Below are 25,433 nucleotides of genomic sequence, written 5' to 3'. Positions count from 1 at the left end.
GTTCCGGTGTCCGCTCGCAACCCGTTGGCCGCCCGGCGCGCCTGCTCCGGAAGCGGCCGTGTGATCCGCCGGATGCCCCCTGCGCGGTGTTCTCCGCGGGGTGGGCCAGGGGCCTGCCGTACCCCTCTATGAGGGGCTTGAGCTGGGGTGGGAGTGGGTTAAGACATGGATTGCCCGGTGCGTGGTAGTTCCAGGGCAAGCCGCGGCGGCTTGGGGTGGTGAGGGTTTGGGAGGAGAATGGGTGGAGCCTGTCCGATCCGGGGGGTGGAGCGTGAGAGTCTGTATCCCGGACGGGAGCCCGGCCAGGCATGACACGGGAACGAATCGGACAGCCCGCGACACGCCGGACGTGCTTGCGGCGCGGTTAGTTGACCCGCCCGGAGCGTAACTCCTACTGTCCGTATCAATCCTCAGGTTGACATAAATCTAAATCTCAACCTGAGGTTGAGAGTTACCCGAAGTGAGAAATGGCGGAGAACAATCCGCACCGAAATGGCAAGTCAACGAGCGGAAAGGCCCCTCGTCGTGGCAGCACCGCAGAACTACCTCGCGGTCATCAAGGTCGTCGGCATCGGCGGCGGCGGAGTCAACGCCGTCAACCGGATGATCGAAGAGGGACTCAAGGGCGTCGAGTTCATCGCGATAAACACCGACGCCCAGGCGCTGCTGATGAGTGACGCCGACGTGAAATTGGACGTGGGCCGTGAGCTCACGCGCGGACTTGGCGCGGGCGCCAACCCCGATGTGGGGCGCAAGGCGGCCGAGGACCACCGTGAAGAGATCGAAGAGGTGCTCAAGGGCGCCGACATGGTCTTCGTCACGGCGGGCGAAGGCGGTGGCACCGGCACCGGTGGCGCGCCCGTGGTGGCCAACATCGCCAGGTCACTTGGCGCGCTGACGATAGGTGTGGTGACCAGGCCGTTCAGCTTCGAAGGGCGGCGCAGGGCCTCGCAGGCCGAAGCGGGCATAGAGACGCTGCGCGACGAGGTCGACACCCTGATCGTGATCCCGAACGACCGCCTGCTGTCGATCTCCGACCGCCAGGTCAGCGTGCTGGACGCCTTCAAGGCGGCCGACCAGGTGCTGCTGTCCGGTGTCCAGGGCATCACGGATCTGATCACCACGCCCGGTCTGATCAACCTGGACTTCGCGGATGTGAAATCCGTCATGTCCGGCGCCGGCTCGGCCCTCATGGGGATAGGGCATGCGCGGGGTGACGACCGTTCCGTGGCGGCGGCCGAGATGGCGGTCTCCAGCCCGCTGCTGGAAGCCTCGATCGACGGCGCCCACGGGGTGCTGCTGTCCATCGCGGGCGGCTCCGACCTGGGCCTGTTCGAGATCAACGAGGCCGCCCAGCTGGTGTCGATGGCCGCCGCGCCCGACGCCAACATCATCTTCGGCACGGTCATCGACGACGCGCTCGGCGACGAGGTACGGGTCACCGTCATCGCCGCCGGCTTCGACGAGGTGCCCAAGCTGCCTCCGGCCGCCGTACGGCCGGCTGCATCGTCGGCCACCGCAGCCCAGGCCTCGGCCCCGGTACGCCCGAGCGGCGTCCAGGCGCCGAGCGTGAAGGCCGAGCCGGTGGCGCCGCCGCGCGCGGAGCCCGCCCGCCCCGAGCCCGTACGCTCGGACTCGGTCCCCTACTCGCAGTTGCGCGCCGAGCCGATGCGCCCGGACCAGCGGCCGGAGCCCAGGCCTGAGCCCGTCCGCGCGGCCGAGCAGCACACTCCGGAACCGGCGCCCGCGCAGCCCGCGCCCGCCGCCCAGGTGGCTCCCGCGGTGGAGCCGGTCGCGGAGGAGCCGCCCGCCCCGGTCTCCATCCCCCGCCCGGCCCCCGAGCCCCCGAACCCGCCGACACCGATCAACTCCCGGATGTCGGAGCCGGCCAAGCGCCGTCCGGTGGTCTTCGAGGAGCAGGAAGAGGAACTGGACGTCCCGGACTTCCTCAAGTAGCCACAGCTCCACTGTGCGCCCGCGCCGCAACCGGCGCGGGCGCTCTGCTGTTCACCGCCCGCCACCCCACGGCGAGAATCCAACCGGCCTGCGGCGAGGGACGCCCTTCCGCCGAATCCCGCCGATCTGTGGCGTGGATGCCCTGTCGCCGGCGTCCGGCCCTGGGCTCTCCCGCTGGCGACATGCCGCCGCGGGCAAAGAGTGATCGAACTCACGTGCGAGGCCCCACCCTGCCCTGGAGTAGCGTTCTTACGGCGGGCCTCCTGGTGACGGCGGCCTGCCGTACCGGGAGAAAGGTGTGAAGTGACGCGCAAGGCGGAGATCGGCGAGCGGCTGGGCGAGGTGGAGGAGCGGATCGCGCAGGCGTGCCGCGCCGCCGGCAGGGACCGGGCGGAGGTGACGCTGATCGCGATCACCAAGACCTACCCCGCCGACGACGTGCGGATCCTCGCCGAGCTGGGCGTCCGCGACGTCGGCGAGAACCGCGACCAGGAAGCCGCGGGCAAGGCCGCCGAATGCGCCGATCTGCCGTTGACCTGGCACTTCGTGGGGCAGTTGCAGACGAACAAGGTCAGGTCGGTGGTCGGGTACGCGGACGTGATCCACTCCGTCGACCGCGAACGGCTGGCCAGGGCGATCTCCAAGGAGGCCGTCAGGGCGGGGCGCGAGGTGACGTGCCTGGTACAGGTGGCGCTCGACGACGACCCGGAACGCGGCGGCGCGCTGCCCGCCGACGTGCCCGCGCTGGCCGATGTGATCGCGGCGGCCGACGGCGTGCGGCTGGGCGGGGTGATGGCGGTGGCGCCGCTGGGGGAGGACCCGGGCAAGGCGTTCGGCAGGCTGCGGGAGATCGCGCTCGCGCTTCGGTCGCGCCATCCGGGCGCGGCCATGGTGTCCGCGGGGATGAGTGGGGATTTGTCCGAGGCTGTGGCCCACGGCGCGACACACGTGCGGGTCGGTACGGCGTTGCTCGGTCGCCGCAAGCCCTTCGTCAGGTAATGTCCCCTCAAGTGGGTCTTAGTAGAGGTCGATCTGCGGTGAGCTCCAAGGGGGTACGGCTACCGCCTCGGGTCCCCGCCCGAGCGAGTGCGACCATGAGCAGGAGGACGACGTAGTATGGCCGGCGCAATGCGCAAGATGGCGGTCTACCTCGGTCTCGTGGAGGACGACCGTTACGAGAGGTACGAGGCCTACGCGGACTACGACCCTCCGTACGAGGAGGAGTCGCCGCGGACCGGTGAGGAGCGGGCCGTCGCGGTCCAGGACCGCGATGACGAGACCGACCCCGGCGTACCCGCGCCGAGGCCCTCGACGACGGTCCTGGAGCGGCGTACCACCGACCTCGCGAGGATCACCACGCTCCATCCGCGCACGTACAACGAGGCGCGTACGATCGGAGAGCACTTCCGGGACGGCACCCCGGTCATCATGAACTTGACTGAAATGGTTGACAGCGACGCCAAGCGGCTGGTGGATTTCGCGGCAGGTCTGGTCTTTGGCCTACATGGCAGCATTGAACGTGTTACCAACAAGGTGTTCCTGTTGTCCCCTGCCAATGTCGAGGTGACCGCCGAGGACAAGGCTCGAATCGCGGAACGCGGATTCTTCAACCAGAGTTAGAGTCTCTGTATGTCTATCGGACCCAACCTGGTCTCACCGAGACCGACGGGAGGGCTCATCAGAAGTGGAGGCGCGGCCACGCCGTGGGGATCGTAGGTCAGATCTTGGTGGTTGTCCTGTCCCTCTACCTGGTGTTGCTCATCGGAAGAATGATCTTTGAGACGGTGCAGGCGTTCGCCCGCCAGTGGCGGCCCTCCGGCGTCGTGCTGGTCCTCGCAGAGGCCACATACACCGCAACCGACCCACCTCTCAAGTTTCTCCGCCGTTTCATTCCTCCCCTCCGGTTGGGTACGGTGGCCTTTGACCTAAGCTTCACAGTCCTGTTCATCGTGGTGCTGATCCTGATCCAGATCGCTGGATCACTCGCCAGGTGACGGGCCTGCGAGGTCCGGTCGAGAACCGACTCGTGTCCGCGCTGAAGTGATTCGGGTCTGCCCCCTCCGGACAGACTCCAAGCGCGCCAAGGAGACCAAAAAATGCCGCTGACGCCCGCTGACGTGCGGAACAAGCAGTTCAGTACCACCCGGCTACGGCCGGGCTACGACGAGGAAGAAGTAGACGCCTTCCTCGACGAGGTGGAAGCTGAGCTTGACCGCCTGATCCAAGAGAACGAGGAGCTTCGCGCCAAACTGGCCGAGTGCCTGCGTGGGAAGGTGCCCGGCGGCATGAACATGCCCATGGCCTCCGCCCCGGTGCAGGAGCCGAAGGCCGAGATGCAGCTGCCCCCGCAGCCGGAGCCCATGCGGGCCCCCGAGCCGCAGCCCATGCAGCCGCAGCCCCAGCCCGTTGCCATGAACATGCCTCCCGCCGAGGACAACATGGACACCGCGGCCCGCGTGCTCGCCCTCGCCCAGCAGACGGCCGACCAGGCCATCGCCGACGCCCGCCGCGAGGCGGACGAGACCGTCACCCGCGCCCGCCGCGAGGCCGACGACATCCTGACCAAGGCTCGCCGCCAGGCCGAGCAGGTCATCGGTGACGCCCGTGCCCGCGCCGAGACGCTGGAGCGCGACGCGCAGGAGCGCCACCGCCAGGCCATGGGCTCCCTCGTCCAGACCCGTGACGAGCTGGAGCGCAAGGTCGAGGAGCTGCGCAGCTTCGAGCGCGAGTACCGCAGCCGCCTCAAGCTCTACCTGGAGAACCAGCTCGCCGAGCTGAACGTCTCCGCGGAGGGCAGCGGCGGGTTCCCGGTTCTGCCGAACCCCGGCGCTCCGGCCATGTCGCACGCCGTACCCCAGGGTGGTCAGCAGCCGCTTCCCGGCGGTCCCAGCCCGTTCGGCGGCGAGGCTCCCCAGGGCGCCTTCCCCGGCGCCGACGGCCCGCACAACGACCGCCGGTAAAGTAGCGGGTCAACACAAGGACCCGTCACTCGAGAGAGCCCCCTAGTGATCCTTATCAGTGCTGGTTTGGTGCTCGCGGCGGTCGTACTACTGATCGCGGGCTTCGTGCTGGCAAAGCCGTTCCTGATCATGTGGTCCATCGTGGTGAGCGTGCTTTCCGCGTTGTTCCTGGTGATCGGGGCGCTGCTGCGGCGTCATGAGCTGTTCCCCGGCGGGCGTGCCGGGGCCACGGCCACCCCTCCCGAACCCGCGAAGTTCGGGTACCCGCAGCCGCCGCACTCCGACCAGGCTCCCGCGGGAGCGCCGCCGTCTCCTCCGCGTCCCCAGACGTTCCAGCAGACGGCGACCGTCCCCTCACCGGCTCCCCGCCGGCCCGCGGCACGCGGGATCTCCCCGGACGCCCTCGTCCTGGTGATCCCCGGGCGCAAGCGTTACCACGTACCGGGATGCCGTCAGCTGATCGGACGGGATCACGAGGAGCTCACCTTCGAGGAGGCGCGCGAGGAGGGCTTCACGCCCTGCACGAGCTGCCTGCCCGACGCGGCGCTCGGTGGACGGCAGCTGCCGCCTGCCGCCGACCCCGAGCCCGTCACGCCCCACCCCGCTGCCTCGCCGGAGACCAGGACCGTCTCCGCCGAGCTTCCGGCGGAACCCTCCGAGGCGACCCGCGACATCCGGCCCCAGGGCCCCGTCGCAGCGCCGAAGCCGGCCCCCGCCGCTTCCACCCCCACTCCGGAGTCCGGGCCCGACCAGCCTGGCGGCTGGTTCGCCCCCAAAGCCTCTTCCTCCGGTACGGCGAAGCCCTCCGCGGCCGGTGACGACACCCCGCCCGCCCCGGGACCGGACGACGAGTCCGACGCCGAGACCACCAACCCGCACCTCCGGCTCCCCGCCATGGAGTCCCCGTCCAAGCCGCCGACGGGCAGCCCCACGGGCCCGGCGAGCCAGCCCCCGAGTGCGGCGGGCAAGCCCACGAGCGCGGACGGCCGGCCCCCGACTGCGAGCGGCAGGCCTGCGAGCACCGCGGCCGACAAGTCCTGGAAGGACGAGCAGCCCGGGACGGACAACAAGCCCGGGAGGGACCCCCAGCCCGGGACGGACAACAGGTCCGGGACGGACGAGAAGCCCGTGACGGGCAAGCCCGCGACAGGCAAGCCCGAGCATGTGGCTCCGACCGGGCAGAAGCCTTCGACCGGACAGAAGCCTCAGGCCGAGGAGAAGGCCGGGCATCCGGTCACCGGCGACAACGGCGCGGGCCGGCGGCCCGAGGCGCCGGTCGCCGACGAGGGCAGGCCCACCGGCAAGAGCCCATCAGGGCCGCGTGTGGCGCCTTATGTCGCCCCCGCGACCACCAACGGCGAGGCCAAGCCCGCGGCCCCGGAGAAGAAGCCTGAGCCCGGCTCACGGCCCACGCCCGCCGAGTCCCCGGTGGAGGGCAAGCCGGAGGCGCCGAAGCCGGAACCGAAGCCCCGGCCGGCCGCCGAGGGCGACGCCGGTGACGACGCTCCCGCCAAGGACACGCGGCCGGGCACGGTCAAGGTCATCGTCGGCACGCGCCGCTACCACAGCACCGCCTGCCCGCTGATCCGCGGCGCCGGTGACACGGGCGTGGAGACCATGACGCTGGCCCAGGCCGAAGCCGCCGGGCTGACGAGCTGCTCGGTCTGCCAGAACGACCGCGAATCGGTCAGCTGACGCCACCCCGCCCAAGCTGACGCCGCCGCGCCCAAGCGCCGCCGTGCCAAGCTGACGCCGCCGTGCCCAAGCTGACCACGCCGCGCCCAAGCTGACGCCGCCGTGCCCAAGCTGACCACGCCGCGCCCAAGCTGACGCCGCCCCGCCCAAGGGGCGAAGCGGCCTCGCACATGGAAAGACGCGGCCCCCAGGCGAAGGGGACCGCGTCTTCCCACCTCTAGGCGCGGCGTAGCTGGAAGGTCAGTCCCAGGTCGGCGTCGGTGAACACCGGCAGCTCGGACGAGCCCTCCGTGACCGACACGGCGAGGACCTCGTCGGCCACCAGCCCGCCGTCGGACCGCAGCGCCTCGGAAAGGTCGGGCGAGGCGGCCGCCCACCACAGGTCGATCCGGTCGGTGATCGCCAGGCCGCTCGACTTGCGGGCGTCCTGCACCAGGCGGATGACCTCGCGGATGAGCCCGGCCCTGCGCAGTTCGCCGGTCATGGCCAGGTCGAGGGCGACGGTCTCGCCGGTGCCGGTGTCGACGGCGCCGGTCTCCACCGCCCAGCCGGAGCGCGGCTGCTCGGTGACGATCACGTCGTCGGGGCCCACCTCGACCGTGCCGAGCTCGCCCGCCTCCAGCGAAGCCGTACCCCCGGAGCGCAGGGTGCGCGCCAGGGAGGCGGCGTCGGCGGCGGAGACGGCGGCGGCGACCAGCTTGGTCTGGGAGCCGAACCGCTTGCCCAGCGCGCGGAAGTTGGGCTTGACCGTGTAGGAGACGAGGTCGGCGCTGTAGCCGGACATGTCCTCCAGCGTCTGCACGTTCAGCTCGTCGGCGATGAGCTCGCGCAGTTCGTTGGGCAGGGCGGGCCAGTCGTGGGCGCCGACCAGCGCGCGGCCGAGCGGCTGGCGGGTCTTCACCCCTGAGGAGGCGCGCGCGGAGCGGCCCAGTTCGACCAGCCGCCGCACCAGGGCCATCTGCTGGGACAGCGCGGGGTCGAGCAGATCCTCCCGTACGGCCGGCCACGAGGTCAGGTGCACCGAGGCGGGGTCGCCCTCCCGGCGCAGCACGTCCCACAGGTAGTCGGTGACGAACGGGGTGATCGGCGCCATGAGCCGCGTGACGGTCTCCAGGCACTCGTACAGGGTGGCGAAGGCGTCCTGCGAGCCCTGCCAGAACCGGCGGCGCGAGCGGCGCACGTACCAGTTGGACAGGTCGTCGAGGAACTCCGCCAGCCGGCGCCCGGCCCGCACGGTGTCGTACTCGTCGAGCGCCGCGCTCACCTCGGCGACGGTGCGGTGGAGCTCGGCCAGCGCCCAGCGGTCGATGAGCGGCCGCTCGGCGGCGGGGGAGGCGTCCCGCGGCGTCCAGGACGAGGCGTTGGCGTAGAGGGTGAAGAAGGAGGCGGTGTTCCAGTAGGTCAGCAGGACCTTCCTGACGATCTCCTCCAGCGTGCCGTGGCCGACCCGGCGCGCCGCCCAGGGCGAGCCGGAGCAGGCCATGAACCAGCGCAGGGCGTCGGCGCCGTGCTGGTCCATGAGCGGGATGGGCTGCAGCACGTTGCCCAGGTGCTTGCTCATCTTGCGGCCGTCCTCGGCCAGGATGAGGCCGAGGCAGAGCACGTTCTCGTAGGAGGACTGGCCGAAGGTCAGCGTGCCGACGGCCATGAGCGAGTAGAACCAGCCGCGCGTCTGGTCGGTGGCCTCGCAGATGAACTGCGCCGGGTAGACGCCCTCGGGCTTGCCGCGGGCGCCCCACTGGGCGAACGGCATCGAGCCGGAGTCGTACCAGGCGTCGATGACGTCGGGCACGCGCCGCGCCTCGGCCGAGCAGGACGGGCAGGGGAAGGACACGTCGTCCACGAACGGGCGGTGGGGGTCGAGCGCGGACAGTTCCCGCCCGGCCAGCTCGCCCAATTCCTCCAGGGAGCCGACGCAGGTGATGTGGCTCTCGTCGGCGGTGCACACCCACAGCGGCAGCGGTGTGCCCCAGTAGCGCGAGCGCGACAGCGACCAGTCGACGTTGTTGCGCAGCCACTCGCCGAACCGGCCCCACTTGATCGTGTCGGGGAACCAGTTGGTCTTCTCGTTCTCGGCGAGCATCTGGTCCTTGACCGCGGTGGTGCGGATGTACCAGGAGGGCAGCGCGTAGTAGAGCAGCGCGGTGTGGCAGCGCCAGCAGTGGGGGTAGCTGTGCTCGAAGTGGCCGCCGCGGAACAGCAGGCCGCGGGCGCGCAGGTCCTCGGTGAGGCCCTCGTCGGCGTCCTTGAAGAACTGGCCGCCGACCATGGGCACGTCGTCGAGGAAGCGGCCGTCGGGGCCGATCGGGTTGACGACCGGCATGCCGTACTTCTTGCAGACCGTGAGGTCGTCGGCGCCGAACGCGGGCGCCTGGTGGACCAGGCCGGTGCCGTCCTCGACGGTGACGTAGTCGCCGAGCACGACGTAGTGCGCGCCCGGGATGTCGACGAGGTCGAAGGGGCGCGTGTAGGAGGTGTGCTCCAGCTCGCGGCCGGTGAAACGGGCCACTTCGGTGGCGCCGTCGCCCAGCACGCCGAGCAGCGGCTCGGCGACCACGAGCACCTCGCCGTCGGCGGTGCGCGCGGCGACGTAGGTGACGTCGGGGTGTACGGCGACCGCGGTGTTGGACACCAGCGTCCACGGCGTCGTCGTCCAGACCAGCAGCGAGGCGCCGAGTTCCTGGAGGCGGCCCGAGGTGGCCGGCATGCGCACGTACACCGACGGCGACGACACGGTCTCGTAGCCGCCCGGCTGGCCCAGCTCGTGGTCGGACAGGCCGGTGCCGCAGCGCGGGCAGTACGGGGTGATGCGGAAGTCGCGGAACAGCAGGCCCTTGTCGAAGATGACCTTCAGCGACCACCAGACCGACTCGATATAGGACGGGTCCATGGTCCGGTAGGCGGTGGACAGGTCGATCCAGTAGCCCATCCGCTCGGTGAGCTCTTCGAAGGCGTCGACGTGGCGCAGCACGGACTCGCGGCACTTGGCGTTGAACTCGGCGATGCCGTACGCCTCGATGTCCTTCTTGCCGGACAGGCCGAGTTCCTTCTCGATGCCGACCTCGACGGGCAGGCCGTGGCAGTCCCAGCCGGCCTTGCGGGGGACGCTGAAGCCGCGCATCGTCTTGTAGCGCGGGAACAGGTCCTTGAAGACGCGCGCCTCGACGTGGTGGACGCCGGGCAGGCCGTTGGCGGTGGGCGGGCCCTCGTAGAAGACCCACGACGGGTTGCCTTCGTTCTGCTCCACCGAGCGCTCGAAGATCTTCCCGTCGCGCCAGCGGTCGAGGACCTCGCGCTCGAGCGCGGGCAGGTCGACCTGCGCGGGAAGAGAGCGGAAAGAGTGGGAAGACATCTCGGGCGGGACCTCCACGCTGGTCACAAGCTGACAGGTGCGTGAAGGGACGAAGCCGGAGGGCTCCGCGGTACCACCCTTCTTGGCCCCGGAAAAGGGGCCCTCTTCGTTCAGGGCTGCGGCCGGTTCTAGTGAGCTCGGTGACGAGCCGTTCTTCCGGCGGCTCCGGGGTGATATCCCTCACAGTCGGGCCCCATCAACGCCTTGCAGGCTCAAACCATAACGCAGAGTGGAGCGAAAGACTTCCCCGTTTTCCGCGGGCCGCGTCCGTGGCGGGCAAAGCGGTGGGAATGGACTCTCCAGCGGAGGAGTTGAATTCGCGGGGCGGGATAGTACGGGAGGGGTAAACCGCACGGCGGGTCGTTTGCCGATCCGTTATCGGGCACCTAAGCTGCCCGCACCATTCACCGGCCTTGATCAGCATGGAGGCAGCCATGGCGGCAGTCACGCAGACCGCAACACCGTCGATGTGGTCGGAGCAGGAGCTGGCCGAGGTACGCGAGTCCCTGCAAAGGGAGATAGACGAGCTCAACGCCGACATTCGCCGCCACGAGTCGGAGATCGCCTCGGGCGATGTGACGCAGGGCGCCGGCGACGACCAGGCGGACGCCGGAGCCAAGACCTATGAGCGCGAACGCGAGATCGCCCTTACCCTGAATGCGCGCGACCTGGTCGCGCAGAACGAACGTGCGATCGCCAGGATCGACGCAGGGACCTATGGAGTGTGCGAATCGTGCCAGAAGCCGATCGGCAAGGAGCGCCTGCAGGCGTTCCCGAGGGCGACGCTGTGCGTGACGTGCAAGCAGCGGGAGGAGCGCAGGTAAAGCGCAAGCTCCTCCTCCTGCTGGGCGCGCTCGCCTTCGTGATCTACGCGGCAGACCTGGTCACCAAGACCGTGGTGCTGCGGACGCTCGAAGGCGAGCCGCCCAACGTGATCATCTCGGGCGTGCTCCAGTTCCGGGTGATCTTCAATTCCGGCGCCGCGTTCAGCATCGGGACCGGGATGACGTTCGTGTTCACCATCATCGCCACGGGCGTGGTGGTGGCGATCATCCGCACCGCCCGCAAGCTGCGCAGCCTGCCGTGGGCGATCACGCTGGGCCTGCTGCTGGGCGGCGCGCTGGGCAACCTCACCGACCGGCTGCTGCGCTGGCCGTCCGGCATCGGCCGGTCGACCCAGCTGCAGGGGCACGTGGTCGACTTCATCGAGGTGCTGCCGGGCAACTTCCCGATCATCGACTACTTCCCGGTCTTCAACATCGCCGACTCCGCCATCGTGTGCGGCGGCATCCTGGCGGTCATCCTGGCCTGGCGCGGCCTGCAGATCGACGGCACCCGCGAGGTGAAGAAGTGAGCGAGCAGCGCAGCCTGCCCGTCCCGGACGGGCTGGAGGGGGAGCGGCTGGACGCCGCCCTTTCGCGGCTGTTCGGCTTCTCCCGTACGCGCGCCGCCGAGCTGATCGGCGCCGGCGAGGTGCTGGTCGACGGCAGCGAGGCGGCCAAGTCCGACCGGGTGCACGCGGGCGCCTGGCTGGAGGTGACGATGCCGCCCCCGGTCACCACCCCGATGCCGGTCGCCGAGCCGGTGCCCGGCATGACGATCGTGTACGAGGACGACGACATCGTCGTGGTCAACAAGCCGATCGGCGTGGCCGCCCACCCGACCGTCGGCTGGACCGGCCCCACCGTGATCGGCGGCCTGCTCGGTGCCGGGCACACCATCGCCACCAGCGGCGCGGCCGAGCGCCAGGGCATCGTGCACCGGCTCGACGCCAACACCACCGGGGCGATGGTCGTGGCCAAGAGCGAGCACGCGTACTCCCACCTCAAACGCGCCTTCAAGGAGCGCACGGTGGACAAGCGCTACAACGCCCTCGTCCAGGGACATCCCGACCCGTTCCGCGGCACCGTGGACGCGCCGATCGACCGGCATCCGGCCGGGGACGGGCGCTGGGCGGTGGTGGCGGGCGGCAAGCCGTCGGTGACGCACTACGACACGATCGAGGCGTTCCGGGCGGCGTCGTTGCTGGACATCAAGCTGGAGACGGGACGCACGCACCAGATCCGGGTGCACATGTCCGCCCTGCGGCACCCGTGCGTGGGCGACCTCCTCTACGGCGCCGACCCGACGCTGGCGGCCCGGCTGGGCGTGACGCGCCAGTGGCTGCACGCGGTGTCCCTGGCCTTCGAGCACCCATCTTCGGGTGAGTGGATCTCCTTCACCACGGAGTATCCCGAAGACCTCCAAAAAGCCCTCGACCTGGTGCGCTCCGAGTCTTAACCCTTCTCGTGCCTTATCCGTTACGGCGAGCCGCCCCCACGCCACCCGCCGCCGCGCGCGGGCGCCGATCGTGGGGGTCGCTTCTCACGTCGGACAGACGCACCACCGTCACGGCCCCCCTTGGCCGCCTGGACCGGCCCGCTCTTTGGCCGGGAGCGTGTTAGCCGGTGGGGGCCGGGGTGCGGGAGAGGTAGTCGGTGACGAAGGCGGTCGTGTGGGTGCCGGCGGCGAACTCGGGCTGGGCCAGCAGCGCGCGCAGCAGCGGGACGGTGGTGGCCACGCCTGGACCCTCGACGGCGAACTCGGCCAGCGCCCGGTCGGCCCTGGCGATCGCCTGGGCCCGCGTCGGCGCCCACACGACCAGCTTGGCGACGAGCGAGTCGTAGTCGGGCGGCACCCGGTCGCCCTGGGCGAAGCCCGAGTCGACGCGGACGCCCGGCCCGCCCGGCGGGCGGAACACGGTGAGGAGACCGGGTGTGGGGCGGAAGCCCGTGGCTGGGTCCTCGGCGTTGACGCGGCACTCGATGGCCGCGCCGGTCAGCGTGACCTGCTCCTGCGTGAGCGAGAGCCGTTCCCCTGAGGCGGCCCTGATCTGTTCGGCGACCAGGTCCACGCCGGTGAGCAGTTCGGTGACCGGGTGCTCGACCTGGATCCTGGCGTTGATCTCCATGAAGGTGGCGTTGCCGTCGGCGTCGACCAGGAACTCCATCGTGCCGGCGCCGGTGTAGCCGACGTGCCGGGCCCCGGCCACCGCGTACGCGCCGAGCCGGCGGCGCAGGTCGTCCGGCAGCAGCGGGGATGGCGCCTCCTCGACCAGCTTCTGGTTGCGGCGCTGCAGCGAGCAGTCGCGCTCGCCCAGGTGGATGACGCTGCCCGAGGCGTCGCCGAGCAGCTGCACCTCGACGTGCCTGGCCGCCGGGACGAACCGTTCGACGTACACCGACCCGTCGCCGAAGACCTGCTGGGCCAGCGCGGTGGTGGCGCGGTAGACCTCGCGCAGCTCGCCGGCGTCGCGGGCGACCGCGATGCCGCGCCCGCCGCCGCCCGCCGCGGCCTTGACGATCACCGGGTAGCCGATCTCGGCCCCGATCTTCTCCGCGTCGGCCGGCGAGGGCACCGCGCCGTCGCTGCCGGGCAGCACCGGCAGCCCGGCGTCGGCCATCAGCGCGCGTACCCGCGCCTTGTCGCCGACGAGGTCCATGACCTCGGGGCGCGGGCCGATGAACGTGATGCCGTGGGCGGCGCAGATCCGGGCGAAGTCGGCGTCCTCCGACAGGAACCCGTAGCCCGGGTGGATCGCGTCCGCCCCCGTCCGCAGCGCCGCCTCGATGATCGCCGGCACGTAGAGGTAGCTGCGGCGGGCCGGGGGCGGGCCGATGCTCACCGCCTCGTCGCAGGCCGCCACGTGCCTGGCCGCCCGGTCGGCGCTCGAGTACACGGCCACCGTGGGAATGCCCAGCTCCCGGCAGGTCCTGGCCACGCGGACCGCGATCTCGCCCCGGTTGGCGATGAGGATCTTGCGCGGCCTCATCCGTCCACCCTGATCCGCACCAGGTCCTGTCCGTACTCCACCGGCTCGGCGTTGCCCGCCAGCACCTCCACGACCTCGCCGGACCGCTCGGCGGCCACCGGGTTCATCAGCTTCATCGCCTCCACGATGCCGATCGTCTGGCCCGCCTCCACGCGGTCTCCCGCGCGCACGAACGGCGCCGCTCCGGGCTCGGGCGCGACGTAGAACGTGCCGACGAGCGGCGCCGTCACGACCGTCAGCGCCGGATCGGCCGCCTCCTGCGGCGCTTCCTCCCACTCAGCCTGTACGGCGGGCGCCGCCGGCACGGCCCCGGCCCACGACACCTCCAGCGAGCAGTCGCCCAGCCGTACCGAGACCGACGAGACCGGTCCGGGAACGGTCTTGACCAGGTTTCCCACTTCCTCGCGCAGCAGCCGCAGCGCCGCGTGCAGATCCTGTTCAGCCACCCTCGACCACTCCCAGCCGGCGAAACCGCTCGTACCTGTCCTTGCGCAGCTGGGCGCCGTCCATTCCGGCCAGCTCGCCCAGCGCCTCCAGCACCGCCTCGCGCAGCGCGTCCATCGCGGCGGCGGGGTTCTCCTGGGCGCCGCCGGCCGGTTCGGGCACGACGCCGTCCACGACGCCCAGCCGCAGCAGGTCGGGCGCGGTGATGCGCAGCGACGACGACAGCTCCAGGGCGTGCGAGGGGTCGCCGTGCAGGATCGTGGAGCAGCTCTCCGGGCTGATCACCGAGTAGACGGCGTGGCGCAGCATCAGCACCCGGTTGGCCACGGCCAGCGCCAGCGCGCCGCCGCTGCCGCCCTCGCCGATGACGGTGGCGACCACCGGCACGGCCAGCTCCGACATCCCGGCCAGGCACTCGGCGATGGCCCACGACTGGCCGCGGTCCTCGGCGCCGACACCGGGAGCGGCGCCCTGCGTGTCCACGAAGGTCACCACCGGGAGGCCCAGGCGGTCGGCCAGGCGCATCAGGCGCAGCGCCTTGCGGTAGCCCTCGGGGTGGGCCAGGCCGAAGTTCCTGGCGACGAGCTCCTTGGTGTCGTGGCCCTTCTGGTGGGCCACGATCATCACCGGTGCGCCGCCGAGCATCGCGGGGCCGCCGACGATCGCGGGGTCGTCGGCGTGCAGGCGGTCGCCGTGCAGTTCGACGAAGTCGGTGCACAGGTGCCAGATGTAGTCCAGGGCGGTGGGTCGGGCGGTGTCGCGGGCCAGCCGTACCGTCTCATGGGGGCGCAGCGGGCCGGTCAGCTCGTCGGGATCGCGCACCACAGCGGGCGGGCGCGGGGCGGTCAGTTCGTCCCGGTCGCGCGCCACGGCGGGCGGGTGCGGGGCGGTCAGTTCGTCCGGGTCGCGCGCCACCACGGCGTGCGGGGTGGTCAGTGCGAGCAGGCGGGACAGCAGCGGGCGCAGGCCCTCGCGGGGCTCGACGCGGTCGAGCATGCCGCCGGCGAACAGGTACTCGGCGCTCTGGAAGCCCTCGGGCAGCCGCTCCCTGGTGGCCGCGGCGATGACGCGCGGACCCGCGAAGCCGATGAGCGCGCCCCGCTCGGCGACCAGCACGTCGCCCAGCGTCGCGAACGAGGCGGTCACGCCGCCGAACGTGGGGTCGGTGAGCACGCAGACCGACAGCAGGCCCTCCTGCCGCAGGCGGCTCATGGCCTGGGCGGTCTTGCCCATCTGCATGAGCGAGAGCGTGCCCTCCTGCATGCGGGCGCCGCCGGAGGCGATGGCCAGCACCAGCGGGAGGCGGGTGCGCACGGCCAGTTCGCAGGCGCGGGTGACGGCCTCGCCGACGGCCGAGCCCATGCTGCCGCCGAGGAAGGCGAAGTCCATGGCGGCCACGACCGCGGGGCGGGCGCCGATGCTCGCGCGGCCGTAGACGATCGCGTCGTCGAGGCCGGTCCTGGCCCTGGCGCGCGCCAAGCGCTCGGTGTAGGGGAGGGTGTCGGAGAAGCCCAGCGGGTCGCCGCCCCTGACCTGGGGTACGGCCGGGCGGAAGGAGTCCTCGTCGACCAGCGTGGCGATCCGCTCCATCGCCCGCAGGCGGTGGTGGTGGCCGCACTCGGGACAGACCTGGTGGGCGCGGGCCAGGCGGGGCAGGTAGACGATGGCCGAGCAGCCGGAGCACCGGGTCCACTCGTCGGTGGCGGTGACGGTCACTGGACGCCTCCGCCGGGACTCCAGTGGTAGAAGCGGGTGGCCATGGCGTCGGCGGGGCTGCGCCAGGTGGCCGGGTCGTACGGGACGACGTGCGGGCTCAGCTCCTCGCTCAGGCCGCGGAAGTCCGCGCGGTCGCGGGCCTGTTCCATCGCCCGGCCGGCGGGGCCGTCGAAGTCGACGACGTGGAAGTACAGCTCGCGGTACTGGTAAAGCTCGCGCCGCCGGACCCCGAGCGCGTGGGGGAGCTCGCCGTCGTCGGACTCGCCGAACAGGCGGGCTACCTCGGGGGCGCTGCCGGGGCTGAGCCTGGCGACGATGAGGATCCTTTCGGACACGTGACCTCCTGGGGGGAACGAGCCCTTCGCGAAATGAGCCCTTTGCGGAATGAGCGTTCGCGAAATGGAGACGCAATGGCGTTCTCACCGTAGGAAGCGCCCCGGGCGGGTGTCGCCCACCGCATGCCTGATTGCCCGCCTCCTCCGCGCGGGGGAGAGCACTAACGCGCGGAGGAGGGGACGAGGCCGTTCTCGTAGGCGTAGATGACGACCTGGACGCGGTCGCGCAGGCCGAGCTTCTGGTAGAGGTGCTGGACGTGGGACTTGACGGTGCTGTCGCCGAGGACCAGCTCCCGGGCGATCTCGTCGTTGCTGTAGCCGCGTACCAGGAGGCGGAAGACGTCTCGCTCCCGGTCGGTGAGCTGCTGCAGGCTGCCGGTGGTCGTGCTGGCGAGTGTGGGCCGCTTGGCGAACTCGTCGATGAGCCGCCGGGTGACCGAGGGTGACAGCAGGGCGTCGCCCTCGGCGGCCTCGCGTACCGCGTCGATGACGCGCTCGGTGGGGGCGTGCTTGAGTATGAAGCCGCTGGCGCCGTTGCGCAGGGCGTCGAACAGGTGCTCGTCCTGGTCGTAGATGGTGAGGATGACGACCTTGGCCGGGCTGCGCGCGCCGATGATCTCCCTGGTCGCGGTGAGGCCGTCCATGCGCGGCATGTTGATGTCCATGAGCACGACGTCGGGGCTGAGGCGCCTGACCGCCTGGACGGCCTCGACCCCGTTGGCCGCCTCGCCCACGACGGTGATGTCGGGCACGCCGCTGAACGTGGCGTGCAGGCCGGTTCTGATGAGCGGCTGGTCGTCGACGATCAGGACGCGGATCGTTCGCACGGGCGGTCCTCCCATAAGTGGCCGCCCTCCAGCGGGAGCAGCGCCCGTACGGCGAAGCCGCCCCCGGCCAGCGGGCTCGACTCCAGTACGCCGCCGTGCTCGGCCACGCGCTGGCGCAGTCCTTCGAGTCCGGTGCCGCCCCCTCCTTCGGGCGGGACCGCCTTCGGCCCGCCGCCGCCGTGGCTGATCACCTCGACGGTGAGGCAGCCGTCGATCGAGGCCGACAGCAGGATCGGGCCGTCGGCGTGCTTGAGCGCGTTGGTCAGCGCCTCCTGGGCGACCCGGAAGGCGGTGTGCTCCACGTCCGCTCCCACGTCCTTGACGCTGGACAGGTTCTCCATCACGAGCGTGAGCTGTCCCTCCGGGGCGCGGTCGGTGAGTTCGGCCAGCCGGACCGCCAGGGGGGTCGCGGATGGCGCCACGAGGCCGGGTTCTCCTCCCGGCGGTGGAGCGGGCATGGCCCGCAGGCTGCCCAGGGCGCCGCGCAGTTCGGCCAGCGTGGCCTGCGCGGTGCTGTCGATGACGTCGGCCGCGCAGCGCGCCGAAGGCAGCGCGGTGGCGAGCTGGCGGGCGTGGAAGGCGATGACGACGAGGCCGTGCCCGACTCCGTCGTGCAGGTCGCGGGCGATCCGGCTGCGCTCGCGCAGCATGGAGCCGGACTTGAGCCGGCAGTGCGCCCCGGTGACGACCAGGGCCGCGGTGGTGAGGCCGAGAAGGACGGCCAGCAGTACCTCTACCTCAAGGAGCTGGATGTCCCCAAGTAAGTGAGTATTTCCCCATTTAACCCCCATGATCGGGGAGCCTAGTTGACCCGGATACCAGTTACAAGAAAATCGTAAGAATGGTCACAGGGGCTTCACATAGAGGGTTATTCCGTTCGCTGGAGCTCCGTCTGCGCAGGGCATACCATGCTGACCTGCCCGGATCAAGCGCTCACAGCGTTCTCCCAGCGTTCGCTATGCCTTCTCTATGGCCGACGTAACACGGCGAAATGGTGTGCGCTTCAACAATTTACATTTGGGTTTTATTGGGGTGAATCCTTTATGTCTCATTCGAGGAGGGGAGGAGATCCCCCGAAGTGAGGGGACGCGGGTTCGCCAAAGCGGTGGAAGACACCCGGGCCCCCTCCGAACACGCTGAAGGCATGCAACGTCATGCGATCACATTCCAGATCAAGCCCGGCTCTGAGGCGGCCGTCCGCGAGCTGCTGGCCACCTACGATCCGCCCGAGTGGGACACCCCCGACGGCGCGCGGCTGGTCAGCACCTCGATCTTCATGAAGGACACCACGGTGATCCGCGTCGTCGAGATCGACGGCAGCCTGCCGAGCGTGATGGCGCACCTGTCCAGGCAGCCCAGCATCCAGAAGCTGGAGCGCGCGCTCGACCCCCACCTGGCCGTGCCCCGCGACCTGAGCACGCCCGACGGCGCCCGCGCCTTCTTCATGACCGCGATCATGGAGCACGTCACCACCCGCGTGGCGGAGCCCGTCCGATGACGGCGCCGGCGCTCATCGTCACCGGCGCCACCGGCGGCCTCGGCCCCGCCGTCGTCAGCCGGCTGGCCGGGCGCGGCGACCGCCTCCTGCTCACCGGCCGCGACAAGGCCAGGCTGGCCGAGCTGGGCAAGGAGTACGACGTCGAGACGCTGGCCACCGACGTCTCCGACCCCGCCGGCGCCCGGGAGGCGGCCGAGGCCGCGCTGGCCGCCTTCGGGCGGATCGACGGGCTGGTGCACCTGGTCGGCGGGTTCCGGGCCGGGCCGTACTTCCTCATGGACCCGGCCGCCTACGAGGGCATGCTGCGCGACAACTTCCTGTCGGCCGTCACCGCCACCCAGGCCCTGCTGCCGCACCTCACCGACGGCGGCCGGCTCGTGTACTTCAGCACCCCGCTGGCCGACGAGCCGATGCCGGCCCTGTCGGCCTACGCCGCATCCAAGGCCGCGCTCGTCGCCTGGGTGCGTTCGATCGCCCACGAGCTCAAGCGCGGCGGCGTGCACGCCAACGTCGTGTCCATGACCATGGCCGACACGCCCCAGAAGCGCCGGGAGCGCCCCGACCTCAACACCGACCACATGGTCGCGCCCGAGCTCGTGGCCCGCGTGGTGGCGTTCCTGACCAGCGCCGAGTCCGACGGCCTGTACGGCAGCGTGGTGCCGGTGCTCGGCCGCTTCGAGTTCACCTCCGAGCTGTCGGGAAGGCCGCCCCGATGAGCGCCCGCGTCGTCTTCCTCATCCGGGTGCCCGCCGAGCGCACCGACGACTTCCTCACCGCCTACGAGAAGATCCGCTACGAGGTCGCCGGCGGCGTGCCCGGACACCTCAAGGACCAGGTCTGCCAGTCCGCCACCGACCCCGAGCAGTGGCTCATCACCAGCGAGTGGGCGAACCTGGACGCGTTCCTGGCCTGGGAGGCCGGCGAGGAGCACCGCGAGCTGGTCAAGCCCATGCGCGAGTGCATCACCGAGGCGCGCTCGCTGCGCTTCCACATCAGGCAAGAGACCAGCAGCCCGTCGTGAGCGCGCGCAGGATCGCCGTGGTCGGCGGCGGCATCGGCGGTCTCAGCGCCGCGATCGCGCTGCGCCGCGCCGGCGCCGCCGTCACCGTGCACGAGCGCGCGCCCGCGCTGCGCGCCGCCCAGTCCGGTCACGGCCTGGTGCTCTGGCACAACGCGGTACTGGCGCTGCGGCAGCTCGGCCTGGACGCGGGCAAGGCCGGCTACGAGCTGCACACCCACCACTTCCGCAACCGGCGCGACCGCACGCTGGCCACCTGGCCGATGGCCGACATGGCCCCCGTCTACGACGCGCCCGTCTACAGCGTCAGCCGTCCCGACCTGCACCAGCTCCTCGCCAAGGAGGTCGGCGGCGACCTGGTGCTCGGCTCCCGCTGCACCGGCTTCTCCGCCGGCGGAGACGGGGTCACGCTCCGCTTCGACGACGGCCGGCAGGAGCATGCCGATCTGCTCGTCGGCGCCGACGGGCTGCGCTCGTCCGTACGGGCCGGGCTCATCCCGCACGAACCGCCCCCCAGGTACGCGGGCTTCACCGCCTTCCAAGGCGTGATCAAGCTGCCCGGCTCCGGAGTCCCCCCGCACACCTTCCTCAGCACCTGGGGGGAGGGCCGCTGGTTCGTCTGCTACCGGCTGGGCGGCGAGCACGTCTACTGGGACGGCGTGCTCAGCGACCACATCACCGCCCCGCTGGGCACGAGGATCACCGGCCTGCTGGCCGAGCAGTTCGCCGGCTGGCCCGATCCCGTGCCCGCGCTCATCGCCGCCACCCCCGAGGCGGACCTGACCCCCGTCCCCATCTACGACCGGCCGCCGGCCGCGCGCTGGAGCCACGGCCCGGTGACGCTGCTCGGGGACGCCGCCCACCCCATGACCTTCAACCTGGGCCAGGGCGCCGGGCAGGCCATCGAGGACGCCGTCGTCCTCGGCCAGGTCATGGGCGAACGGGACCTGCCCACCGCCCTCGCCCGCTACGAGGCCAGGAGGGTCGCCAGAACCGCCCGCATCGCGCGCAGGTCCCGGGCCAACGGGGCGCTGACCCGCTGGCGCAACCCGCTGGCCTGCGCGGCCCGCGACGCCTTCATGCGGCTGACCTTCGACCGCCTCGTCTTCCGCAAGACCTACGACCTCACCATGGCCGTCGACTTCGCCGAGAGGAACACACCATGACCGGGCTGCCCAGCGGCGTGAGCCGTACAGCCGTGCTGATCGCGCAGGCACGAGAGGGAGAGAGCGCGCGCCCGAGCGGCCTCTTCCACGACCCCCTCGCCCGCCCCCTGGTCCAGGCGGCCGGGCGGATCGACGGCGTCAGCGAGGCGGGACGGCGCGCCGCCGACCACTTCGTGCTGCGCACCCGCTACTTCGACGACCGCCTCACCGAGGCCGCCGCGGCCGGCATCCGCCAGGTGGTGCTGCTGGCCGCCGGGCTCGACACGCGCGCCTTCCGGCTCGGCTGGCCGGAGGACCTCGCGTTGTTCGAGGTGGACCTGCCCGATCTGGTGGCCTTCAAGGAGAAGGTGCTGGCCGACCAGGGCGCCCAGCCCCGCTGCGCGCGCAAGGCGGTCGCCGCGGACCTGCGCGGGGACTGGCCCGCGGCGCTCACCGAGGCCGGGTTCGACCCGGAGAGGCCGACCGCCTGGCTGATCGAGGGCGTGCTCATGTACCTGGCGCCCGAGGACGGCGCGCGGGTGCTGGAGCGCGTCGGCGAACTGTCGGCGCCCGGCAGCCGGCTGTCGGCCGAGCACGTCAACGAGGCCTACCTGCGCCAGCCCGCCATGAAACCCGCCATGAACCGCCTGCAGGCCACCCGGGCCGCCTGGTTGTCGTCGGTCGAGGACCCGGTCGGCTGGCTGGCCGGCTTCGGCTGGCGCGCCGAGGTCACCCACCAGGCCGACCTCGCCAGGAGCCTCGGCCGCCCCGTCCCCCCGATGGCCGACTCCTCGGTCGTCGGCGCCGCCCGTATCTGGCTTGTCACCGCCCTCAGCTGAAAGGATCATGATGGAATTCACCGATAGCACGTTGCGCGACCTGCTGGCCTCCGTGGGCCTGCCCTCCCAGGCGGGAGACGGCGCCGCCGAGCGCACCTTCGACGAACTCGGCCTCGACTCCCTGGCCCGCGTCGAGCTGGCCACCCGCATCGAGGACCGCTTCGGCGTCGACGTGGAGGACCGCATCACCGAGCACGCCACCCCCGCCGAGGTACGCGAGCTGGTCAACCAGCGCCTCACGGCGGTGACCCGATGATCGGGCACACCGACAACGCGATCGAGATCGCCGCCCCGGCCGCCTTCGTCTGGGAGCACACCAACGACGTCACCACCTGGCCGGAGCTGTTCTCCGAGTACGCCAAGGCCGAGGTGCTGGAGGAGACCGCGTCCTCCGTCACCTTCCGCCTCACCATGCACCCCGACGAGCAGGGCCGCGTCTGGAGCTGGGTCTCCGAACGCTCCTGGGACCGCGACACCTGGACCGTGCGGGCCCGCCGCGTGGAGACCGGCCCGTTCGAGTTCATGAACATCACCTGGGTGTACGAGGAACTGGCCGACGACCTCACCCGGATGCGCTGGGTCCAGGACTTCCACATGAAGCCCGGCGCCCCGATCGACACCGCCGCGATGACCGACCGGATCAACACCAACACGCTGGTCCAGATGGGGCTGATCAAGGAGAAGCTGGAGAGCCGTCGCCGCGCGGTGATCGGCTTCCACGACGTGCCCTCCAACCAGCGGCGCGGCGGTGACCTGCGTACCCTGCTCTCGCCCGCCACCTGCGGCGCCACGGCGGGCTTCAGCGGCGCGGTGCGCGTCGCGCCCGGCGAGAAGGTCGCCGAGCACTACCACCCGTACTCGGAGGAGTTCCTCTTCCTGGCCGCCGGCACGCTCAAGGTGGACCTGGACGGCGAGCCCGTCGTCCTGGAGGCCGAGCAGGCGCTGTTCGTGCCCCGCAACGTCCGCCACCGGCTGACGAACGTCGGCGAGGTCGAGGCGCTCGTCGTCTTCCAGCTCTGCCCGCTCGCGCCCCGGCCCGAGCTGGGCCACGTCGACACCGAGGAAGCGTCGTGAACTCCAGGCGTGTGGTCGTCACCGGCCTGGGCGTCATCGCGCCGGGCGGCGTGGGCCGCGAGGAGTTCTGGAACCGGATCGTGGACGGCAAGCCGGCCGTACGGCGGATCACGGCCTTCGACCCCTCGCCCTTCCGCTCCCAGATCGCCGCGGAGGTGGACTTCGACCCCGCCGCGGCGGGGCTGACGCCGCGCGAGATCAGGCGCACCGACCGGTTCGTGCAGATGGCGCTGGCCTGCGCCGACGAGGCGCTCGCCGACTCCGGGCTCGACCTGGAGGCGGCCGACCGCGACCGGATGGGCGTCTCGCTCGGCTCGGCCGTCGGCGCCACCATCACGCTGGAGGACGAGTACGTGGTCGCCAGTGACCACGGCCGCGACTGGGAGGTGGACCACCGCCACCTGCGGCCCTTCCTCTACCAGGCGCTCGTGCCCTCCAGCGCGGCCAGTGAGCTGGCCGTACGCTATGGGGCGCACGGCCCGGCCGCGGTGGTCTCCACCGGTTGCACCTCGGGCATCGACGCCATCGGCCGCGCCTTCCAGCTCATCCAGGACGGCGAGGCGGACATCATGATCACGGGAGCGGCCGACGCGCCCATCTCCCCGATCACCGTCGCCTGCTTCGACGCCATCCGCGCCACCACCCCCAGCAATGATGATCCGGAGGGCGCCTCGCGGCCCTTCGACGCCGACCGCAAGGGGTTCGTCCTCGGCGAGGGCGCCGCCATCCTCGTCGTGGAGGAGCTCGAGCACGCCATGCGGCGCGGCGCGACGATCTACTGCGAGGTCTCCGGGTACGCCGCCCGCGCCAACGGCTTCCACATGACCGGCCTGCGGCCCGACGGGCACGAACTGGCCGAGGCGATCTCCGCAGCGCTCGCCCAGGCCAGGCTCGGCCCCGAGGCGATCGGCTACATCAGCGCCCACGGCTCCGGCACCAAGCAGAACGACCGCCACGAGACCGCCGCCTACAAGCGCGCCCTGGGCGAGCACGCCAGGCGGGTGCCGATCAGCTCGATCAAGTCGGTCGTCGGCCACTCGCTCGGCGCCATCGGCTCGATCGAGATGGCCGCCTGCGCGCTGGTGCTGAAGCGCGGCGTCGTGCCGCCCACGGCCAACCTGGCCACGCCCGACCCCGAGTGCGACCTCGACTACACGCCGCTGGTCGCCCGCGAGGTCCGGGCCGGGCACGTGCTGTCGGCGGGCAGCGGCTTCGGCGGCTTCCAGTCGGCGATGGTCTTCTCGGGTTCCGTCTCTTCCGGGGCCGTCTCTTCGGGGGCGGTGTGAGCGCCCGCCGCGCGGTCATCACCGGCCTCGGCGTGGTGGCGCCCACGGGGGTGGGCGTCACCGACCACTGGGAGGCCTCGCTCGCCGGCGAGAATCGCATCGCCGCCGTCGGCCCGGGCCCCGTGCCCCTGGCCGGTCAGGTCCGCGGCTTCGACGACAGCGAGTTCGTCGACAGCAAGCTGCGCGTCCAGACCGACCGGTGGACCTGGTTCGCGCTGGCCGCGGCCCACCTGGCGCTGGCCGACGCCGCCTTCGACCCCGGCATGGAGAACCCGTACGACCTGTCGGTGGTGACCGCGAGCGGCTCGGGCGGCAACGCCTTCGGCCAGCGGGAGATCCAGGCGCTGTGGAACCAGGGTCCCAAGGCGGTCAGCGCCTACCAGTCGATCGGCTGGTTCTACGCCGCCAGCAGCGGCCAGCTGTCGATCAAGCACCAGCTCAAGGGCGCCTGCGGCGTCCTGGTGGCCGACGCGGCCGGGGCGATCGACGCGCTGGCCGAGGCGGCGCGGCTCGTACGGGGCGGGACCGAGGCGGTCGTCACCGGCGGCACCGAGGCGCCGCTGTCTCCCTACGCGCTGGCCTGCCAGTCGAGCGAGACGGCGCTGTCCGGCGGCGCCGACCCGGACCTGGCCTACCGGCCCTTCTCGCCGGACGCCGCCGGGTACGTACCGGCGGAAGGGGGCGCGATCCTGCTGGTCGAGGAGAGAGACTCGGCCTACGGCAGGGGCGCGCCCACGGTCTACGCCGAGATCGCCGGGACCGCCTCCACCCACGACGCCCACCACGTCACCGACCCCAGCTCCGACCACCGCCAGTACGCGCGGGCCATGCGCGAGGCGATCGCCAGAGCCGGGCTGACCCCCGCCGACATCGGCGTCGTCTTCGCCGACGGCGCGGGCAGCCGGGACCGGGACGCCGCCGAGGTGGCCGCGCTCCGGGAGGTCTTCGGGGGGCGCCGGGTGCCGGTGACCGTCCCGAAGACCATGACCGGCCGCCTGTGCTCGGGCGGCGCCGCGCTCGACCTCGCGTGGGCCGCGCTGGCCCTGGCCGACGGGGTCATCCCGCCCACCATCAACACCACCTCCACCGACCTGGACCTGGTCACCGAGCCGCGCCTGGTGCGCGGGCTCTCGGCCGCCCTCGTCACCGCCCGCGGCGCCGGTGGCTTCAACTCCGCCGCCGTCCTCACCCGCCCCTGACCCCCACCCCGCCCAGCCCGCCTCCCGCCCGGGGGCGGGCTTTCCGGCGCCCTCACGGACCTTCGCTCCGCGCCGGCCTCTCGCCCCGTGCGGGGTTTGGAAGCCGTGCGGGGCTTTGGGTCCGTGCGGGGCTTTGGGTCCGTGCGGGGCTTTTGGATCCGCGAGGGGCTTTGGTCCGTGCGGGGCTTTTGGTCCGGGAAGGGCTTGGGTCCGGGAGGGGCCGCCGCCCCGGGTGGGGCGGCGGCCCGATCGGGTCAGCCCAAGGGTTCCGGTACTGC

General features: G+C 71.6%; 25 protein-coding genes. 18 read left to right on the top strand and 7 right to left on the bottom strand.

Features of this window, described 5'->3' with window-relative positions; all coding sequences use genetic code 11:
- Nucleotides 1-525: 525 nt before the first annotated feature.
- From ftsZ to ACFWYW_RS06040, 6 genes are all read left to right on the top strand, one after another.
- Nucleotides 526-1,956 (top strand): cell division protein FtsZ, encoded by a 1,431-nt coding sequence (gene ftsZ / locus ACFWYW_RS06065; protein WP_379618563.1) that lies wholly within the window; start codon nt 526-528, stop codon nt 1,954-1,956.
- A 303-nt stretch (nt 1,957-2,259) separates the two neighbouring features.
- Entirely contained in the window at nt 2,260-2,955 is a 696-nt protein-coding gene (locus ACFWYW_RS06060; protein ID WP_379618561.1) for a YggS family pyridoxal phosphate-dependent enzyme, read from the top strand.
- A 117-nt stretch (nt 2,956-3,072) separates the two neighbouring features.
- Nucleotides 3,073-3,576: a cell division protein SepF gene (locus ACFWYW_RS06055; RefSeq protein WP_184960714.1), complete on the top strand. Its 504-nt coding sequence runs from the start codon at nt 3,073-3,075 to the stop codon at nt 3,574-3,576.
- 83 nt (nt 3,577-3,659) lie between these two features.
- Nucleotides 3,660-3,950, top strand: coding sequence for a YggT family protein (locus ACFWYW_RS06050; RefSeq protein ID WP_184960716.1), 291 nt, complete (start codon nt 3,660-3,662; stop codon nt 3,948-3,950).
- Between the two features lie 102 nt (nt 3,951-4,052).
- Nucleotides 4,053-4,916, top strand: a complete 864-nt coding sequence (locus ACFWYW_RS06045; RefSeq protein ID WP_379618558.1) for a DivIVA domain-containing protein — start codon at nt 4,053-4,055, stop codon at nt 4,914-4,916.
- Nucleotides 4,917-4,982: 66 nt separating this feature from the next.
- Nucleotides 4,983-6,611, top strand: coding sequence for a hypothetical protein (locus ACFWYW_RS06040; RefSeq protein WP_379618556.1), 1,629 nt, complete (start codon nt 4,983-4,985; stop codon nt 6,609-6,611).
- A 217-nt stretch (nt 6,612-6,828) separates the two neighbouring features.
- Here ACFWYW_RS06040 and ileS read toward each other — a convergent pair whose 3' ends face one another.
- On the bottom strand, nt 6,829-9,963 hold the full coding sequence (gene ileS, locus ACFWYW_RS06035) for an isoleucine--tRNA ligase (protein ID WP_379618554.1): 3,135 nt from the start codon (nt 9,961-9,963) through the stop codon (nt 6,829-6,831).
- Nucleotides 9,964-10,397: 434 nt separating this feature from the next.
- On the opposite strand from ileS, the gene ACFWYW_RS06030 reads away from it, so the two are divergent.
- From ACFWYW_RS06030 to ACFWYW_RS06020, 3 genes are read left to right on the top strand one after another with little or no spacing between them, the layout of a single operon-like run.
- Nucleotides 10,398-10,787, top strand: coding sequence for a TraR/DksA C4-type zinc finger protein (locus tag ACFWYW_RS06030; RefSeq protein ID WP_184960723.1), 390 nt, complete (start codon nt 10,398-10,400; stop codon nt 10,785-10,787).
- On the top strand, nt 10,751-11,317 hold the full coding sequence (gene lspA / locus ACFWYW_RS06025) for a signal peptidase II (RefSeq protein WP_379618551.1): 567 nt from the start codon (nt 10,751-10,753) through the stop codon (nt 11,315-11,317). The genes ACFWYW_RS06030 and lspA overlap by 37 nt, the downstream gene beginning before the upstream one ends.
- A complete protein-coding gene (locus tag ACFWYW_RS06020; protein WP_379618549.1) occupies nt 11,314-12,243 on the top strand; it encodes an RluA family pseudouridine synthase in 930 nt (309 codons plus the stop codon). The genes lspA and ACFWYW_RS06020 overlap by 4 nt, the downstream gene beginning before the upstream one ends.
- 160 nt (nt 12,244-12,403) lie before the next feature.
- Here the strand turns inward: ACFWYW_RS06020 and ACFWYW_RS06015 are convergent, their stop codons facing one another.
- The 6 genes from ACFWYW_RS06015 to ACFWYW_RS05990 all read right to left on the bottom strand — a co-directional run bounded on the left by ACFWYW_RS06015 (nt 12,404) and on the right by ACFWYW_RS05990 (nt 17,887).
- Entirely contained in the window at nt 12,404-13,774 is a 1,371-nt protein-coding gene (locus tag ACFWYW_RS06015) for an acetyl/propionyl/methylcrotonyl-CoA carboxylase subunit alpha (protein ID WP_379618547.1), read from the bottom strand.
- Nucleotides 13,771-14,220 carry an acetyl-CoA carboxylase biotin carboxyl carrier protein gene (locus tag ACFWYW_RS06010; RefSeq protein ID WP_379618545.1) on the bottom strand — a complete coding sequence of 150 codons (450 nt, stop codon included), beginning with the start codon at nt 14,218-14,220 and terminating at the stop codon, nt 13,771-13,773. The genes ACFWYW_RS06015 and ACFWYW_RS06010 overlap by 4 nt, the downstream gene beginning before the upstream one ends.
- Nucleotides 14,213-15,934 (bottom strand): acetyl-CoA carboxylase carboxyltransferase subunit alpha, encoded by a 1,722-nt coding sequence (locus ACFWYW_RS06005; RefSeq protein ID WP_379618543.1) that lies wholly within the window; start codon nt 15,932-15,934, stop codon nt 14,213-14,215. The genes ACFWYW_RS06010 and ACFWYW_RS06005 overlap by 8 nt, the downstream gene beginning before the upstream one ends.
- Nucleotides 15,931-16,269, bottom strand: coding sequence for a TcmI family type II polyketide cyclase (locus ACFWYW_RS06000; RefSeq protein WP_379618541.1), 339 nt, complete (start codon nt 16,267-16,269; stop codon nt 15,931-15,933). Before ACFWYW_RS06000 ends, ACFWYW_RS06005 begins: the two co-directional genes overlap by 4 nt.
- A 161-nt stretch (nt 16,270-16,430) precedes the next feature.
- Nucleotides 16,431-17,096: a response regulator gene (locus ACFWYW_RS05995; protein ID WP_379618539.1), complete on the bottom strand. Its 666-nt coding sequence runs from the start codon at nt 17,094-17,096 to the stop codon at nt 16,431-16,433.
- Nucleotides 17,075-17,887, bottom strand: a complete 813-nt coding sequence (locus ACFWYW_RS05990) for a sensor histidine kinase (RefSeq protein ID WP_379618537.1) — start codon at nt 17,885-17,887, stop codon at nt 17,075-17,077. Before ACFWYW_RS05990 ends, ACFWYW_RS05995 begins: the two co-directional genes overlap by 22 nt.
- A gap of 353 nt (nt 17,888-18,240) precedes the next feature.
- On the opposite strand from ACFWYW_RS05990, the gene ACFWYW_RS05985 reads away from it, so the two are divergent.
- Genes ACFWYW_RS05985 through ACFWYW_RS05945 form a run of 9 tightly spaced genes read left to right on the top strand, consistent with a single transcriptional unit; the run spans nt 18,241 to nt 25,155 of the window.
- Nucleotides 18,241-18,594, top strand: a complete 354-nt coding sequence (locus ACFWYW_RS05985) for a SchA/CurD-like domain-containing protein (protein WP_379618535.1) — start codon at nt 18,241-18,243, stop codon at nt 18,592-18,594.
- Nucleotides 18,591-19,310, top strand: coding sequence for an SDR family oxidoreductase (locus tag ACFWYW_RS05980; protein WP_379618533.1), 720 nt, complete (start codon nt 18,591-18,593; stop codon nt 19,308-19,310). The genes ACFWYW_RS05985 and ACFWYW_RS05980 overlap by 4 nt, the downstream gene beginning before the upstream one ends.
- Complete coding sequence (locus ACFWYW_RS05975; protein ID WP_379618531.1) at nt 19,307-19,615, top strand: antibiotic biosynthesis monooxygenase family protein; 309 nt, start codon at nt 19,307-19,309, stop codon at nt 19,613-19,615. Before ACFWYW_RS05980 ends, ACFWYW_RS05975 begins: the two co-directional genes overlap by 4 nt.
- Nucleotides 19,612-20,778 carry an FAD-dependent oxidoreductase gene (locus ACFWYW_RS05970; RefSeq protein WP_379618529.1) on the top strand — a complete coding sequence of 389 codons (1,167 nt, stop codon included), beginning with the start codon at nt 19,612-19,614 and terminating at the stop codon, nt 20,776-20,778. The genes ACFWYW_RS05975 and ACFWYW_RS05970 overlap by 4 nt, the downstream gene beginning before the upstream one ends.
- The gene (locus tag ACFWYW_RS05965) at nt 20,775-21,596 is read left to right on the top strand and encodes an SAM-dependent methyltransferase (protein ID WP_379618527.1); all 822 of its coding nucleotides are present in this window, start codon (nt 20,775-20,777) and stop codon (nt 21,594-21,596) included. Before ACFWYW_RS05970 ends, ACFWYW_RS05965 begins: the two co-directional genes overlap by 4 nt.
- 10 nt (nt 21,597-21,606) lie before the next feature.
- Nucleotides 21,607-21,852 (top strand): acyl carrier protein, encoded by a 246-nt coding sequence (locus ACFWYW_RS05960; RefSeq protein ID WP_379618525.1) that lies wholly within the window; start codon nt 21,607-21,609, stop codon nt 21,850-21,852.
- The gene (locus ACFWYW_RS05955; RefSeq protein ID WP_379618523.1) at nt 21,849-22,670 is read left to right on the top strand and encodes a cupin domain-containing protein; all 822 of its coding nucleotides are present in this window, start codon (nt 21,849-21,851) and stop codon (nt 22,668-22,670) included. Before ACFWYW_RS05960 ends, ACFWYW_RS05955 begins: the two co-directional genes overlap by 4 nt.
- A complete protein-coding gene (locus tag ACFWYW_RS05950) occupies nt 22,667-23,956 on the top strand; it encodes a beta-ketoacyl-[acyl-carrier-protein] synthase family protein (protein WP_379618521.1) in 1,290 nt (429 codons plus the stop codon). Before ACFWYW_RS05955 ends, ACFWYW_RS05950 begins: the two co-directional genes overlap by 4 nt.
- Entirely contained in the window at nt 23,953-25,155 is a 1,203-nt protein-coding gene (locus ACFWYW_RS05945; RefSeq protein ID WP_379618519.1) for a beta-ketoacyl synthase N-terminal-like domain-containing protein, read from the top strand. Before ACFWYW_RS05950 ends, ACFWYW_RS05945 begins: the two co-directional genes overlap by 4 nt.
- Nucleotides 25,156-25,433 lie beyond the last annotated feature (278 nt).

The organism is Nonomuraea sp. NPDC059023 (assembly GCF_042740095.1).
Classification (GTDB): Bacteria; Actinomycetota; Actinomycetes; order Streptosporangiales; family Streptosporangiaceae; genus Nonomuraea.
The sequence above is the reverse complement of the archived record's forward strand: the minus strand, read 5'-3'. Positions and strand labels throughout refer to the sequence as shown.

Excerpts from the sequence above, each read along its gene's own strand:
- ACFWYW_RS06055 (WP_184960714.1), top strand. The coding sequence starts at position 3,073 with ATGGCCGGCGCAATGCGCAAGATGGCGGTCTACCTCGGTCTCGTGGAG.
- ACFWYW_RS06045 (WP_379618558.1), top strand. The coding sequence starts at position 4,053 with ATGCCGCTGACGCCCGCTGACGTGCGGAACAAGCAGTTCAGTACCACC.
- ileS (WP_379618554.1), bottom strand. The coding sequence starts at position 9,963 with ATGTCTTCCCACTCTTTCCGCTCTCTTCCCGCGCAGGTCGACCTGCCC.
- ACFWYW_RS06030 (WP_184960723.1), top strand. The coding sequence starts at position 10,398 with ATGGCGGCAGTCACGCAGACCGCAACACCGTCGATGTGGTCGGAGCAG.
- ACFWYW_RS06015 (WP_379618547.1), bottom strand. The coding sequence starts at position 13,774 with ATGAGGCCGCGCAAGATCCTCATCGCCAACCGGGGCGAGATCGCGGTC.
- ACFWYW_RS05990 (WP_379618537.1), bottom strand. The coding sequence starts at position 17,887 with ATGGGGGTTAAATGGGGAAATACTCACTTACTTGGGGACATCCAGCTC.
- ACFWYW_RS05985 (WP_379618535.1), top strand. The coding sequence starts at position 18,241 with ATGCAACGTCATGCGATCACATTCCAGATCAAGCCCGGCTCTGAGGCG.
- ACFWYW_RS05980 (WP_379618533.1), top strand. The coding sequence starts at position 18,591 with ATGACGGCGCCGGCGCTCATCGTCACCGGCGCCACCGGCGGCCTCGGC.
- ACFWYW_RS05975 (WP_379618531.1), top strand. The coding sequence starts at position 19,307 with ATGAGCGCCCGCGTCGTCTTCCTCATCCGGGTGCCCGCCGAGCGCACC.
- ACFWYW_RS05965 (WP_379618527.1), top strand. The coding sequence starts at position 20,775 with ATGACCGGGCTGCCCAGCGGCGTGAGCCGTACAGCCGTGCTGATCGCG.
- ACFWYW_RS05960 (WP_379618525.1), top strand. The coding sequence starts at position 21,607 with ATGGAATTCACCGATAGCACGTTGCGCGACCTGCTGGCCTCCGTGGGC.
- ACFWYW_RS05955 (WP_379618523.1), top strand. The coding sequence starts at position 21,849 with ATGATCGGGCACACCGACAACGCGATCGAGATCGCCGCCCCGGCCGCC.